The following is a 15,343-nucleotide window of genomic DNA, read 5'->3' as shown; positions in this document are numbered from 1 at the left end:
TGACAGTTATTCAATTGACAGTTGACAGTTGACAGTTGACAATTGACAATTGACAGTTATCCAGTTGGCAATTGTTCAACGAACGGTTACCTATTGACATTGAACACATAACTCTGTATCCGCGCAGCCCACTGTCAACTGTCAACTGTCAACTGTCAATTGTCAACTGTCAATTGTCAACTGTCAATTGTCAACTGTCAATTGTCAATTGTCAATTGTCAACTGAATAACTGTCAATTAAATAATTTTCAATTAAATATGAATCGTCTCCTCTGTCTTTTTCTGTTTATCTCTTTCCTGTTTGTTGCCCCGGATATGTGGGCGCAGCAGAAAGCTACTCCGAAAGCTGGTGAGGGAATTTCGTCTTTCCTACTGCGCCACAATCGTGCTCCCAAGAAGTACTATGATGATTTTGTTGAGTTGAACAAAGCTAAATTAGGAAAAGATAAAACACTTAAAATGGGAGTTATCTATCTGATTCCTCCTGCAAAAAGTTCTGTATCTGCTGCTACGGCTAAGTCTGCTCCTGCCGGAAAAACCGTTGAGAAGCAGGATAAACCCAAACTTGCACGGCGGACAGAAATCAATGAACCTCTCTTCGGAAAATTGCTGGCAAACACAAAAGTTACCTCCAATCGCTTGGCCGGTGCCTGCTTTTATGTGGTCAGCGGGCATGGCGGACCTGATCCCGGAGCCATTGGCAGGGTGGGGAAGCACGAACTTCACGAGGATGAATATGCCTATGATATTGCTCTGCGTCTGGCACGTAACCTGATGCAGGAAGGAGCAGAAGTACATATCATTATTCAGGATGCCAAAGACGGAATCCGTGACGATGCTTACCTCTCTAACAGTAAACGGGAGACTTGTATGGGCGATCCCATTCCCTTGAATCAGGTGCAACGTCTGCAACAGCGATGTGACAAAATAAATGCCCTGTATCGCAATGACCGTAAAAACTATAAGTATTGCCGTGCCATTTTTATTCATGTAGATAGCCGTAGTAAAGGAACGCAGACGGATGTGTTTTTCTACCACTCCAACCGCAAAGCTGATAGTAAACGATTGGCGAATAATATGAAAGATACTTTTGAGTCGAAGTACGGAAAACACCAACCAAACCGTGGTTTCTCCGGAACAGTGAGCGGACGGAATTTATATGTATTGGCCCATACAACCCCTGTATCTGTATTTGTAGAACTGGGTAATATCCAGAACACACTTGACCAAAGACGATTGGTTATTCCTTCCAACCGGCAAGCATTGGCGAAATGGTTAATGGAAGGTTTTCTGAAAGATTATAAAGGGATGTGAATTTAGCAAGAACGGACAACCGGACTGTGAGAATAAACCCTATATTTGTTGGCGAATACGAAGTAAAAACCTAAAAACTTACCTTACATGAATCAGTTGTCTTTTGTCGGCACTTATCGGACTTCTCCTTATATTCTTACTGAAGGAGCCGTTGTAGAGCGTTTGCGTCGTGAATTTCATATCCCTTTGGATGAAGATCTTATCCATGCAGCTTTGATCTATAATACTTCTTACCGTGAAGTCCTGGCAGGCATTTATAAGCAATATATTGACATTGCCGCCCGGTATCAGTTGCCCTTGATGCTGATGACACCTACCCGCAGAGCTAATGCAGAAAGAATCTCCGGTTCGGTTTACCGAAACCGGGATATATTGCGGGACAACGTTGCCTTTCTTTCGGAACTTCGCGATACAGCTTCTACTCCCATCTATATTGGTGGCCTGGCCGGTTGCCGGGGCGACGCTTATGATGGACGCTACCATCTCTCGGTAGAAGAAGCAACACAATTCCATTATCCCACCGTTCGTGCCCTGGCTGAGGCAGGTGCCGACTATTTGTTTGCAGGCATTATGCCTCAACTCACCGAGACCATTGGTATGGCCAATGCAATGGCAGCAACCGGATTGCCCTATATCATCAGCTTTATGATTCGTCGTGACGGACGGTTGTTGGATGGAAGTTTTATCCATGATGCTATTGATACAATAGATAAAGAGGCAACCACCCGTCCACTTTGCTATATGGCAAACTGTGTACATCCCGATGTACTGCACCAGGCTTTATCACATTCGCATAATGATACTCCTCTGGTGCGCGAACGCTTTCAGGGGCTTCAGGCTAATGCTTCTACATTAACTCCCGAAGAATTGGAAGGGCGTACCGATCTGGAATCTTCTTCTCCTGATGAGCTGGCCGACAGATTGATGACGTTACTTTGGGATTTCCCGTTAAAAATTTGCGGAGGCTGTTGTGGCACAGACGAGCGGCATCTCAATAGCTTTGCAGAGATTCTGACCCAACGCTGACCTTTTTTATAGCGATAGATACTTTATCTCTTGTCAGCGGGCATTTACTGACTGGGATGCTATCTTCTCCAGTAATTCCTGCATTTTACCAATTACAGGGTGGTCCTCCATTCCGTAGTTGGCTGCTATTTGCTTTATTAGTGGAATACTGAGCCATACGTTTCTATCCTTATCTTCCCATACTGATATCTTTAGTGGTAATTCGATTGATATAGCCGGATTTTCTTGCATGAGTACAGTACCTACTTTGGGTGAACCGAAAACAATGACCTGATTTGGGAGGAGTTGCAGCCCTGCTTCTTCTGCATTCTTCTCATGATCGAATTTGGCAAATACAGGGATATCCATGGTTTTTAATATCTGTTCTGTACGCATCATTGTTTCGGATACGCCGAACTGGCTTTTATAAGACTTATTCATAACTCTTCCTCCGTTTTGTGCCAATATCGTGTTAGAAATCAGCATGATGATTATAATTAGTAAACTCTTCCTCATAACGCATTCAGTTTTCCTTTTGTTTTTTGATCTCATGATACAAAGATAGAGTATTACGGTATTTGAGGAAATGGCTATATTACCTGTTTAGCTGGCTATTATTCCCGAAAAGAGAGCTTGTTTAGTTGAAAGTAGGGAGTTGAAAATTGGCTGCGCTGTTACGTTACATAGTACTTCTTAATTGAAGGTCTTATTTAGTTAAAAATTGAAAGTTGACAATGGTCAGTGAAGAGCTCCCAACTCTATAACTTTACAACTCCATAACTTTCAACTAAATAAAGAAGTACTATGCAGCGTAACAGCGCAGCCAATTTTCAACTCTCAACTTTCAACTAAATAAGCTCTACAATGGCATATTTCCGTGTTTCTTAGGCGGATTGGTCTGCATCTTATTTTCTGTCATTTCCAGGGCCTGGATCAAGCGCTTCCGGGTCTGCTTCGGTAGGATTATTTCGTCAATAAAGCCCAATTCGGCAGCCTGATAAGGGTTGGCAAACTTTTCTTTATAGGCTTCCAGCTCTTTGGCTTTTGTTTCTGCATCTGCTTTACGGAACAGAATATTTACCGCACCATCAGCGCCCATTACCGCAATTTCAGCACTCGGATAAGCAAAGTTTACGTCTGCCCCGGTCTGCTTAGAGTTCATTACGATGTAGGCACCACCGTATGCTTTACGGGTGATAACTGTGATTTTAGGTACGGTTGCCTCTGCAAATGCATATACAATCTTTGCCCCGTGGCGTATGATACCGTTATTCTCTTGCGTATATCCCGGCAGGAATCCCGGAACATCTTCAAAGGTGATCAACGGAATATTGAAACAGTCGCAGAAACGAATGAAACGGCTCGCCTTATCGCTGGCATCAATATCGAGCACGCCTGCCAGATAAGCCGGCTGATTGGCTACGATACCTACCGAGCGTCCGCCCAAACGTGCAAAACCGATAAGGATGTTCTTGGCAAAGTTGGGCATTACTTCAAAGAAATAGCTATTGTCTACCACGCGCTCAATGATATCTTTCATATCATAAGGTACGTTCGGGTCAGCCGGGACAATTGTATCCAGTGATGCATCTTCACGGTTGATATCATCGGTATTGTTTTGCTTCTTAGCTTCGTCCATATTGTTTTGTGGCAGGAAGGAGAGCAATTCGCGAATACTCATCAGCAGCTCTTCTTCGCTGTTGGCCATGAAATGAGTCACTCCGCTTTTGCTGCTATGTGTCATTGCACCACCCAATTCCTCTTTACTCACTTCTTCGTGGATCACCGTTTTTACTACATCCGGTCCTGTCACAAACATGTGGCTCTTTTCTTTTACCATAAAGATAAAGTCCGTCAGTGCGGGAGAGTAACAGGCACCGCCGGCACATGGACCCAGAATGGCTGAAATCTGAGGAATTACCCCGCTTGCCATTGTGTTCTGATAGAAGATATCAGCATAGCCCGAAAGGCTTTCGATACCTTCCTGGATGCGGGCACCACCCGAATCGTTCAAAGCGATGATGGGAGCTCCGTTTTTTAATGCCAGCTGTTGTACTTTCACAATCTTCTTTGCATTGGATGCCGAAAGTGAACCACCATATACCGTGAAGTCATAAGCATAAACAAAGACCTGGCGGCCGTCTATTTTCCCATAACCGGACACAATGCCATCTCCGGGAATCTTGTTTTTGTCCATACCGTAGTTGGTACACCGGTGCACCATTAACTTATCCAGTTCTACGAAAGTACCTTTGTCCAACAGCATGTCAATACGCTCGCGGGCAGTCATTTTTCCACTTTCGTGTTGCTTTTCTATCTTATCGACACCTCCACCAAGGGAAGCGATGCGGTCACGTTCTTCAAACGCGGCATATGCTTTATTTATTTCTTCCATTTTTACTCTATGGCTTCAAGGGTTATTAATGTCTGGTCACCAGTGATACTATCACCTTCCTGCACCAGTATTTCTTTAATGCGACAGTCCGAAGTTACTTTGTAGTTACTTTGCATTTTCATTGCTTCAATGACAATGGCGGTGTCTCCGGCTTTTACTTCCTGGCCCACACTAACGGGAATTTTCACAACCTTGCCCGGCATTGGAGAGGTGATGCGGTCATTCTGTTCTTCATCTCCCTTTTTGCGCATGCGCAGGTATTTTGCCTGACTGTCTACAATTTCTACATTGTAACTGTTATAGTGTGTATTTACCTTATAACTCTTTCCGTTCTCACCGCGAATCAGCTGTGCATTGGAGCTGTGTCCATCCATCAGGATGTTACAGGTTCCGTTTTCTGCCATCACTACATCTGCTTCAAACGTCTGTCCGTCTATGGTAAGTACCACTTTATTATCTTCCTTGCTGACCAATTCTATCTCGGCCACACGGTTTCCTATATGAATTTCCATAATTAATCATTTAAATAATGTACCAATGTCTTTCGGCAATACAGCGTAGCCAATTGGCACATTAGCATATTGGCACATTATTATATTCTTAACACTCCTTTATGCAATCCGAATTCTTTCCACTTGCTGATAGGGCGGTTATCGGTAGACGATCCGCTATTTTCTTCAAGGTTCATCAGATAGTCCATATAGGCGGCAATCAAGGCTATTTTCTCAGAACGTTCACTGGTGTGGGTGATACACTTTTGTAATGCTTCGCCGTTCTTTGCAATAAAACCTGTATCATAATGCCCTTCTACAAAGTCGGCGGTATCCATAATACAACGCAGGTAACTGATGTTGTTTTTCACCCCTGTCAGTTTGTATTCGTGGAGTACCCGGCGCATGCGCTCAATGGCGTATTCACGGGTGGTAGCCCACACAATCAGTTTACCGATCATCGGGTCATAGTAGATAGGGATTTCATATCCTTCGTATACGTAGCTATCAATGCGTACACCGATACCGTTTGGCTCAGTAATTTGCTTGATCACTCCCGGACTGGGCATGAAGTTCATTTCGGTATCTTCTGCACAGATACGGCATTCAATAGCGTGTCCGCGTTGCTTGATATCCTCTTGTTTTAACTTTAACACCTGGTTATCTGCCACTTTGATTTGCTCTTTTACCAGGTCTACCCCCACAACTTCCTCTGTAATAGGATGTTCTACTTGTAAACGGGTATTCATTTCCAGGAAGTAGTAGTTGCGGTGTTTGTCTACCAGGAACTCAATTGTTCCTGCACCGATATAGTTGACGGCTTTGGCGGCAGCTACTGCCTTTTCGCCCATGTCTTTGCGTAATTCGGGTGTTACGAATACCGAAGGACTTTCTTCTACGATTTTCTGGTTACGACGTTGTACGGAGCATTCACGTTCGCATAGATGAATTACATTGCCGTGTTTATCACCCAGAATCTGAAATTCAATATGATGTGGTTCCTCAACGAACTTTTCCAGATATACGGTGTCGTCTCCAAATGAGGAGAGCGATTCGCTTTTGGCTGTAGTATAGGCTTCTTCTACTTCACTGGCATTGTGGATCAGTCGCATTCCTTTTCCGCCACCGCCCATAGAAGCTTTCAGCATTACCGGGTAGCCTATTTGGTTGCACAGTTCTACGGCTTCTTCCACGCTTTTCAGATTTTCCTGCGTACCTGGAACTACCGGAACCCCCGCTTCAATCATTTTGATACGGGCAGCAATTTTGTCTCCCATTGCCTCCATTGTTTCCGGATTCGGACCGATAAAGATGATTCCTTCTTCCTGACAACGACGGGCGAATGTGGCATTTTCCGATAAGAAGCCATATCCCGGATGTATGGCATCTGCGTGGCATATCTTCGCCACCTCAAGGATCTTTTCTATATTCAGATAACTCTCTTTTGATGCGGCCGGACCGATGCAGTAAGCTTCATCGGCGTAGAGCACATGCTTTGCGGTGCGGTCTGCCTCTGAGAAAACAGCGATACTTGCTATTTCCATTTCCCGGCAGGAGCGCATTACTCTCACGGCTATTTCTCCGCGATTGGCAACTAAGATTCTTTTTATCATATTCATTTCTCAATTAAATGCATATACGTATTAGTGCTTTTCCACCCTGCGGACACATTCCACCCGGTGAAAACACAGTATTTCTAAGATTTGGGGCTAAACGGCGATACTTTCTTTCCTAACCCACGAGGTGAGAAAGTATAAATTTTGACTGGCAGGTCTTCTGACTGACTCTCATCTTATGGGCCTTCCCGATGGATTTTTTACCTCCGTCAGTGGCGCGAATCTGGTTAATTTATAAGATGTTGTACAGAGCTTCACAGCAGCGGGACTGTCCGGGAGTTACACCCGATTCCCTTTTAATCTTCATCCGTTGACCACGGATTCCGAACCAAATCGGGCGCAAATATAGAGAATTATTGAATAGGACGAATCTTTTTTGCACGAAAGTTTACTTTTTGTGCAGTCTGAATAAAAAAGCAGGTGTAAAAGCCTGACAGTTGAAACACAATGCCCTCTTTTTTTGTTATTTTAAATGAGGTATGTAACCTTATGCAAAATAAAAACCTATAAAAATACATTTCATGTCGCATTTGCCAACTTTAATTGCTGACCTTGCACTGATATTGATATCCGCAAGTATTATAACTTTATTGTTCAAATGGTTAAAACAACCTTTAGTTTTAGGTTATATTGTTGCCGGATTACTGGCTGGTCCTTATGTCCATATTTTCCCTACTGTAGGAGATATAGCAAATATTAATATCTGGGCCGAAATAGGAGTTGTATTTCTGCTTTTTGCTCTCGGTCTGGAATTTAGTTTCAAGAAACTTATCAATGTGGGTTCAACAGCTTTTATCACGGCAACTACCGAAGTTATCAGTATGTTATTGATTGGTTATATGGTAGGATATCTGCTGGGATGGGGTACCATGAATTCTATTTTTCTGGGTGGAATGCTGTCTATGTCATCTACTACCATTATTATCAAGGCTTTTGATGATCTGGGGTTGCGTAGCCAGCGGTTTACAGGCATTGTATTCGGTACACTGGTTGTGGAGGACCTGATTGCTATTTTGATGATGGTTCTTCTTTCTACGATGGCAGTGAGCAAAGATTTTATGGGCGAAGAGTTGCTGGTAAGTGTACTGAAAGTTGTTTTCTTCCTGATACTGTGGTTTCTTATCGGTATTTTTATCCTTCCGGCTTTCTTGAAAAAAGCAAAGAAGCTGATGAATAATGAAACGCTTCTGATTGTGTCTCTCGGCCTTTGTCTGGGAATGGTAGTACTGGCTACCTATACCGGATTCTCGGCTGCTCTGGGTGCATTTATTATGGGTTCTATCCTTGCTGAAACGGTTGAGGCGGAACACATTGAGCATATTATACAGCCGGTGAAAGATCTTTTCGGAGCAATTTTCTTTGTGTCTGTCGGTATGTTGGTCAATCCGGCTGTATTGGTTGAATATGCTTGGCCGGTTATTATTATTACACTGGTTACCATTATTGGAAAAGCCATATTCTCTTCATTGGGTGTTCTTCTGTCCGGAGAGTCACTTAATATTTCCATCAAGTCCGGGTTTAGTTTGGCACAAATCGGAGAATTTGCTTTTATTATTGCCGGATTGGGTGTTTCGCTCAAGGTACTTGATCCGTTTATCTCTCCGATTATTGTGGCTGTATCCGTTATTACAACTTTCACTACTCCCTATTTTATTCGTCTGGCAAATCCTTTTGCCGAATGGCTTTATAAAGTATTACCACCCAAAGTTCAGGAAATACTGGCTCGTTATGCTTCTGGTAAAAAAACGGTGAACCATGATAGTGACTGGAAGAAGCTATTAAAAAATATTGTTGGCAGAGTCATTATTTATAGTGTACTGCTCACTGCTATTTGGCTACTGTCTGTGAAAACACTATATCCTGCTGTCAGTGAACTGTTTACTCCTGTGACGATCTGGGTTAATCTGGCGATGTGTCTGGCTACTCTTTTACTTATGACTCCTTTTTTGTGGGCGCTTATCTCCAATAAGTACAATTCTTCTGCAATATTTCTGAAACTGTGGGAAGATGAGAACTACAATCACGGTCGCCTGGTTGCTTTAGTGCTGTTCCGGGTGTCTGTTGCTATTTTTTTTATTTCGGCTGTAGTCATCAGCTATTTTCATCTGAATTTTGGGATAGGAGTGGTTATTGCTGTAGCTGTGGTGGTTCTGATTCTTATCCTTCGGGAAGATCTTACTCAATATTCGCGTCTGGAAACTCATTTTCTGACCAATCTTAATCTACGGGAAGAGGTTGCCAGAAAACATCATCCGTTGAGGACGAGTTTCAACAGTGAGTTCAATAATAAAGATCTTGAACTTACCTCTATTCTCGTATCTCCTTATTCCCGTTATATAGGCAAATCTTTGGGAGAGCTCTCGTTCCGGCGGGATTTTGGTGTGAATGTAGTAGCCATTGTGCGTGGTGATCTTAAAATATATATCCCCAAGAGTTCTGAACGGATTTATCCACAGGATAAACTGGCAGTGGTTGGTACGGACGGGCAACTGCAAAAGTTTCGTGACGAAATTGAAAGCCCGCAAGGAGCACCGGATACAGAGGAGGTGCGTCAAGAGATGACTCTGCACTCTTTCACAGTGAATGAGGCTTTTCATTTCCTGGATAAAAGCATTGTTCAATCCCGTTTGGGTGAAAAGTATGATAGTATTGTTGTAGCTATTGAGCGGAATGGTGAGCTGGTTCCTCTGGATAAGGATACTACTTTTCTGTTAGGTGATTTGGTATGGTTTGTCGGAGAGAGGGAGAAGATCAGACAACTCTTTTAAGGAGTTGCCCGAAAAGTCTGTATCTACATAGATTTTCCACTTTGTTCAGGTAGATTTCTACTTATCTATATTGAAATTTTATATTTCTGTTTTTTCCTCTTGTCAATAGGAGTGTACAAAATGCACAAAACACGATCAGTATCGAGGTCGAAATCAACATATTGCCCAACCCTGCCAGAGGAGAGCAAATACCACCTACAAAAAAGGTAAGGAAACCAAGAATAGCCGATGCATTACCGGAACTCTCACGTACGGGTTCCAAGGCCAGTGTAGTAGAGGTGGGAAGTATCATACCCAGGAATACTAACAGAATGAAAAAAGCTGTTTCTACATAATAAACAGAGAAGTTACAGGTCAGTGTTATAGCTACTACAATACTCAGTAGCAGGAATCCCCGTACACCGATTTGTAGTGCTGTCTCTACTTGTCGGAAGCGGATGACGAGCAGACTTCCTCCCATAATACCCAATGCATTGATACCGAAACAGAGGCTATATGTGAGTGGCGATAATCCGTAGTGTTCCTGAAAGATGAAAGGTGACGCAGCGATATAGGCAAACATGACTCCCATTGCCATAGCTTGTATCAGTACATATCGCATAAAGTGATGATTACGCAATACGGGTAGATAAGCTTTAAAGGTGTCTTTCACTTTACCTTGATTACGTATTGATAGGGATTCGTGAAAGTAAGTGGTGAAAAATAGCAGAAGGATTCCTATGCCCAGTAAAGTCAGGAAGATACCTCGCCAGTCTGTTACCATGAGTAATAATCCTCCCAGAACGGGAGCACAGATAGGGGCCAGACCTTGTACACTACTCAGTATGGAGAAGAAGTGTGCCAAGCGTTTTCCTTTATACAGGTCCGTAGCGATGGATTTGGAAATGACTACTCCGCCTGCTCCTGCTACCCCCTGTATAAATCGGAAGATGAGGAACTCATAAATTGTAGTGGACGCCAGACAAGCCAGGGTAGACAGGACAAACAGAATGAGCGACGCCAAGAGTGGGAATTTCCGTCCATAGCGATCGGAGAGGGGACCGATGAAGAGTTGTCCTATAGCCAACCCTACCATGCTGACAGTGAGGGTAAGCGCTACCATAGAGGCGGAAGTGTCAAAATAGATACCCAATGCCGGAAGTGCGGGTAGATAAAAGTCGGTAACGAATGGACCGAAAGCTGAAATTGCTCCTACTAACAAAAGGATATAAAGGGCAGAATTGCCGGTCTTTTCTTTCATAATGATCTTGTTTTTGATTTTCGGTGGCAAAGTACGCTACAATGTACCGGATGTTTTCGTTCTGTCCGGTGTCTTGTTCGGCCTGATTGTCGCTAATAAAGTTATTGGTATTATAAAAAGAACAGAATCTTGTACATACATCATTGTTTGGTATACAAAGATACGGATAGAATACGAGGATAGCCGAATGCTTACTGTAGACTATCGTATGGATAATAACAAGCATATTTTTATATTTAAAAGTTGAAAATAGAGTTTTTGTTTTTATAAATTTGCCGAAAGAATGTATTTGTAATCGTGTATATACTAATATTATGAAAAAAGAATTTGTTGCAGGATTGATTGTTACTTGTTTCGTGCTCTGTTGTAATGTGCTTTATGCAAATGGTATTTATTTTTCCAAATTGGGTATGAAGCAGGGATTGTCTCAGCCTTCAGTAATGAGTATTTATCAGGATGAATTAGGCTCTTTTTGGTTTGGAACTCGTGAGGGGTTAAACCGTTATGACCAGAGTGGAATGCAGGTTTTTACTCCTGAACCTGGTAATTCAAATTCGTTGTGTGGTGAACGAATTAGACAAATATGTGGGGACCGGAATGGAAAAGTATTTATTCTCACAAATCGGGGCGTTTCAGAATACGATTTAAAGACAAACAATTTTTTGACTTTAAAAGAGAATGTATGTACAGCTGTTTCCTACGGTTATGGTCACCTTTGGATTGCAGAATATAACCATTTGTATATCTATAAAGATGGGGCTATTGAAAGTTTTCTTCAATTTCCATATCAGGTAAATATATCAGCAGTAAAAGAACTGAAAAATGGAAATCTTATTGTTGGAACATTTTCTTCGGGAGTATACTACTTGGATAAAAACAAGCAAGTTACGCAATTATTACCGGATATAGGACGAGTTTCTGTTGTATATGAAGATTCGAAAAATGATGTTTGGATAGGTTCTTATACCACGGGGTTGTATTGTTTTCAGGATACTCGTTTGGTAGAGCACTATTGTACGGTAGCTTCGAGGAAAGAGTGCCGGTTGTCGTCAGATTTTGTGAGGGATATTTGTGAAGATAATAAGGGGGGAATTTGGATCGGTACATCGCTCGGAATTAATCGCTTGGATGAAGATAAACAGAATTTAGCGTTTTTCGATGAAGGAGAACGTGATTCGTGGAAATTGTCTGATTGTTCTGTTTGGTCGCTGTATAAAGATGTACAAGGGACTATCTGGATTGGTACATATTATGGTGGAGTAAATTACTTTAATCCCGAAATTAAATCATATGCTTATCTTGATTTGCAATATCCTGGGAAAATAAATGTTTCCGGTCCTATTGTCGGAAATATTATTAAGGATGAGTATGAAAATCTTTTTTTGTGTACAGAAGGTGAAGGAGTTATTTATTATGATGTAGAAAAAAAACAATGCAAACAATATTCTATTGAAAGATCTCGCGGCAAATATATATTTAAATCGAATATAAAAACTGCATATTATGATAAAAATAACCATATATTGTGGTTAGGACTACATTTCGGAGGATTATGTAAATTTAATATGTCTACGCGGGAATATATAATATTTGATGAATATCACAATTCCCAAGATGCAGTTGGAGATGCGGTATCGATACGAGTTATCAAACCGTATGGGAAAGACTCGTTATTGGTTGGGACTCATTCCGGATTATACCTGTTTGATATGCGGACGAATAAATTTTCTCTTTTTTCTGAATGCCTGCATAAGCACAATCCCTTTGTTGTGGACATATTATTTGATAAAGAACAGAATCTTTGGGTTGCAGGGAAAGGATTGTTATGCTTTGATACCAAAAAACAAAAGTTAAAAGAATATCTGTATGATCCGAAAGAAGAAACTTCTTTAAGCAGTAATAATATGGAGAAACTTTTTCTGGATTCGCAGAATAGATTATGGATAACGACGGGTGGAGGAGGTCTAAATTTATATGACGCAAAAAATGATTGCTTCCATCGGTTTGATCAACGTAGTTGTGGATTGAAGAATAATTATATCGGTAATATTGCTGAATCCAAGAATGGGTATTTAATTCTTTTACATACTGAAGGAATTTCTTTGCTTGACCCTCGGAATAAGAGAGTATATAATTATGGGGTGGAAAATGGATTCCCGCTTTCTTCTGCTTATGGCGGGGATGTTTGTGTCACTTCTGACGGACAGATTTACCTTTCGGGGATAGATGGTATTATTTCCTTCACGGAAAAAGATCTGAAACAGGAATATACTCCCTTTAAAATTGAATTTCAGGAACTTTTAGTTAATAATCATAGAGTTATTCCCGGTGATTCTACGGGGATATTAAAGTCCACGTTGGCATTTACAAATAAAATCGATTTGAAGTATGATCAAACAATACTTTCAATTTCATTTATTTCAGATAATTATATTCCATCTAACCGTTGTGTTTATGAATATCAGATGTCCGGATTGTCAAATCAATGGGTTAAAATACCTCCACATGTATATAGTCTGAATTTTATGCACCTTGCAGAAGGGGATTATGTACTTAAAATTCGGGGGAAATGGGAGGGTACCCAGCAAATAGCTTGTGAAAAACAGTTATTGATTCATGTTTCCCCTCCATTTTACAGATCATGGTGGGCATATCTGATATATGTATTTATCGTTATTTCTTTAATTTACATTTATTTGTCTTCGATCAAATCGAAGTTGCTGTTAAGGACATCGCTTGAGTATGAAAAAAAGGAAAAAGATCGTATAGAACAGACTAATCAGTCAAAATTATGTTTTTTTACAAATATATCGCATGAGTTTAGAACACCTTTAACTCTTATTTTGGGGCAAGTTGAAATGTTACTGCAAACTTCTCGTGTTTCTCCTGCGGTTTATAAAAAGATTCTTGCAATTAAAAGAAATGCTTACCATATGCAGAATCTTATAACCGAACTGCTCGAATTCCGAAAATATGAACAGGGATATTTGCTATTGAAAGTTTCGCAGGTGAATATGGGAGATTTTCTGGATGAGATATATGTATCTTTTACAGAATTGGCTCGTTTGAGAAATATAACATTCCGGTTGGAGAAGGGCGAAGATGATATTTTTGTATGGATTGATCCTATACAGATGCAGAAAGTATTTTATAATCTTATTTCCAATGCTTTTAAGTTTACACCTGAACAGGGGTGTATTGTGGTTGGAATGAAGGAAATGAAAGATAGAGTCTTAGTTTCTGTAACGGATAACGGTATAGGTATTTCAGAAGAATATATTGATAAAATATTTCAATGTTTTTATCAGGTGGATAATAATGTACAGGTGAGTAGTATGACACCTGGAACTGGAATTGGGCTAGCTTTGTCAAAGTTGATCGTAGAGTCTCATTCTGGAGATATTTCTGTATCGAGTGTTCCGGGTGTGGAGAGTTGTTTTGTTGTTTCTATACGGAAAGGGAAATCGCATTTCAAACAGTCTGAAATATCAGAGATAGAAAATGCAGATCAGATTTGCATAAAGAAAATATTGGAGTCTGAAACAGATATAGCTTCTGAAATTGTTCGTGAATCTGAAAATGAAGATGGCGATAAGCCGCAAATATTGATTGTTGAAGATAATATGGAACTTCGGCTTATGTTGAAAGATGTTTTTTCTCCGGTATATAATGTTGCTTTGGCAGCTGACGGAGAGGAAGGTTACCGGAAAACGATAGAGTTGCAGCCGGATATTGTTTTGAGTGATATAATGATGCCTTTTTTATCTGGTTCGGAGTTATGCCGGAAAATAAAAGAAAGTTTGGAGCTTTGTCATATTCCAGTTGTATTATTGACAGCTCGTACTACGATAGAGAGTAATATAGAAGGATTAAAAAATGGGGCGGATGACTATATTACTAAACCTTTTAATATAGAAACTCTTATAATTCGTTGTAATAATCTGGTTAATAACAGAAGGATACTTCAGAAAAAATTTAGCTGCCGCCCGGATGTTTCAGCTAAAGTTTTGGCAACTAATGAACAAGATCTTACTTTTATAGAAAAAGTTTGTGAGGTTATAGAAAAGCATATTGATGATTCGGATTTTGACATTCCGGTATTATGTGCCGAGCTCAATATGTGTCGTACGAAGTTGTTTGCTAAATTGAAAGGAGTTACCGGTCAGACACCGAATGATTTTATTATGAATGTGAAATTGAAAAAAGCTTCTGTTTTTCTTCGTGATAATATGGAAATGTCGGTTGCCGATATTGCATATACATTAGGATTTGGATCTCCAAAATATTTCGGAAAATGTTTTAAAGAACAATTTGGAATATCTCCTACCGCTTATCGTAAGGGTACTTCATTTTAAAAGTTGATTAATAGAGATTTGGAGGGGAAATAAATATTTCCTCTCCAATGTATATTCTTGATAAATAGAGCATTCCTATATTCTGAGACGGAAAATATTGGGTTGTTTTACGTACAATTTTATCCAATCTTCCCTTGTTTTTAACCCTATTTTTGTGGC

9 protein-coding genes, 1 pseudogene and 1 riboswitch are annotated in these 15,343 nt (G+C 40.7%); of the genes and pseudogenes, 5 read left to right on the top strand and 5 right to left on the bottom strand.

Features of this window, described 5'->3' with window-relative positions:
- The first annotated feature begins 258 nt into the window (after positions 1 to 258).
- The gene (locus QX565_RS13670) at positions 259 to 1,314 is read left to right on the top strand and encodes an N-acetylmuramoyl-L-alanine amidase family protein (RefSeq protein ID WP_289293062.1); all 1,056 of its coding nucleotides are present in this window, start codon (positions 259 to 261) and stop codon (positions 1,312 to 1,314) included.
- Positions 1,315 to 1,401: 87 nt separating this feature from the next.
- On the top strand, positions 1,402 to 2,340 hold the full coding sequence (locus QX565_RS13665) for a homocysteine S-methyltransferase family protein (protein WP_289293060.1): 939 nt from the start codon (positions 1,402 to 1,404) through the stop codon (positions 2,338 to 2,340).
- 33 nt (positions 2,341 to 2,373) lie between these two features.
- Here QX565_RS13665 and QX565_RS13660 read toward each other — a convergent pair.
- From QX565_RS13660 to accC, 4 genes and pseudogenes are all read right to left on the bottom strand, one after another.
- Positions 2,374 to 2,751: pseudogene (locus QX565_RS13660) on the bottom strand (DUF302 domain-containing protein); the annotation flags it as partial.
- Between the two features lie 427 nt (positions 2,752 to 3,178).
- Complete coding sequence (locus QX565_RS13655; protein ID WP_289293058.1) at positions 3,179 to 4,714, bottom strand: acyl-CoA carboxylase subunit beta; 1,536 nt, start codon at positions 4,712 to 4,714, stop codon at positions 3,179 to 3,181.
- A 2-nt stretch (positions 4,715 to 4,716) separates the two neighbouring features.
- On the bottom strand, positions 4,717 to 5,226 hold the full coding sequence (locus tag QX565_RS13650) for an acyl-CoA carboxylase biotin carboxyl carrier protein subunit (protein ID WP_289293056.1): 510 nt from the start codon (positions 5,224 to 5,226) through the stop codon (positions 4,717 to 4,719).
- A gap of 80 nt (positions 5,227 to 5,306) precedes the next feature.
- The gene (gene accC, locus QX565_RS13645) at positions 5,307 to 6,818 is read right to left on the bottom strand and encodes an acetyl-CoA carboxylase biotin carboxylase subunit (RefSeq protein WP_289293054.1); all 1,512 of its coding nucleotides are present in this window, start codon (positions 6,816 to 6,818) and stop codon (positions 5,307 to 5,309) included.
- A gap of 136 nt (positions 6,819 to 6,954) precedes the next feature.
- Positions 6,955 to 7,169, bottom strand: a riboswitch (cobalamin riboswitch).
- 173 nt (positions 7,170 to 7,342) lie between these two features.
- Between accC and QX565_RS13640 the strand changes: the two genes are divergently transcribed.
- Positions 7,343 to 9,589, top strand: a complete 2,247-nt coding sequence (locus tag QX565_RS13640; protein WP_221651191.1) for a monovalent cation:proton antiporter family protein — start codon at positions 7,343 to 7,345, stop codon at positions 9,587 to 9,589.
- 61 nt (positions 9,590 to 9,650) lie between these two features.
- Here QX565_RS13640 and QX565_RS13635 read toward each other — a convergent pair whose 3' ends face one another.
- Complete coding sequence (locus tag QX565_RS13635; RefSeq protein ID WP_221651192.1) at positions 9,651 to 10,829, bottom strand: multidrug effflux MFS transporter; 1,179 nt, start codon at positions 10,827 to 10,829, stop codon at positions 9,651 to 9,653.
- 7 nt (positions 10,830 to 10,836) lie between these two features.
- Here QX565_RS13635 and QX565_RS13630 point away from each other — a divergent pair, with 7 nt between their 5' ends.
- The gene (locus QX565_RS13630) at positions 10,837 to 11,076 is read left to right on the top strand and encodes a hypothetical protein (protein ID WP_221651193.1); all 240 of its coding nucleotides are present in this window, start codon (positions 10,837 to 10,839) and stop codon (positions 11,074 to 11,076) included.
- Between the two features lie 67 nt (positions 11,077 to 11,143).
- Positions 11,144 to 15,184 carry a hybrid sensor histidine kinase/response regulator transcription factor gene (locus QX565_RS13625; RefSeq protein ID WP_289293051.1) on the top strand — a complete coding sequence of 1,347 codons (4,041 nt, stop codon included), beginning with the start codon at positions 11,144 to 11,146 and terminating at the stop codon, positions 15,182 to 15,184.
- The last annotated feature ends 159 nt before the right edge of the window (positions 15,185 to 15,343 follow it).

Origin of the sequence: Bacteroides sp. 41_26 (assembly GCF_949740115.1) — a bacterium.
GTDB classification, from domain to species: domain Bacteria; phylum Bacteroidota; class Bacteroidia; order Bacteroidales; family Bacteroidaceae; genus Bacteroides; species Bacteroides nordii.
This window is presented reverse-complemented; position numbering and strand designations above follow the sequence as displayed.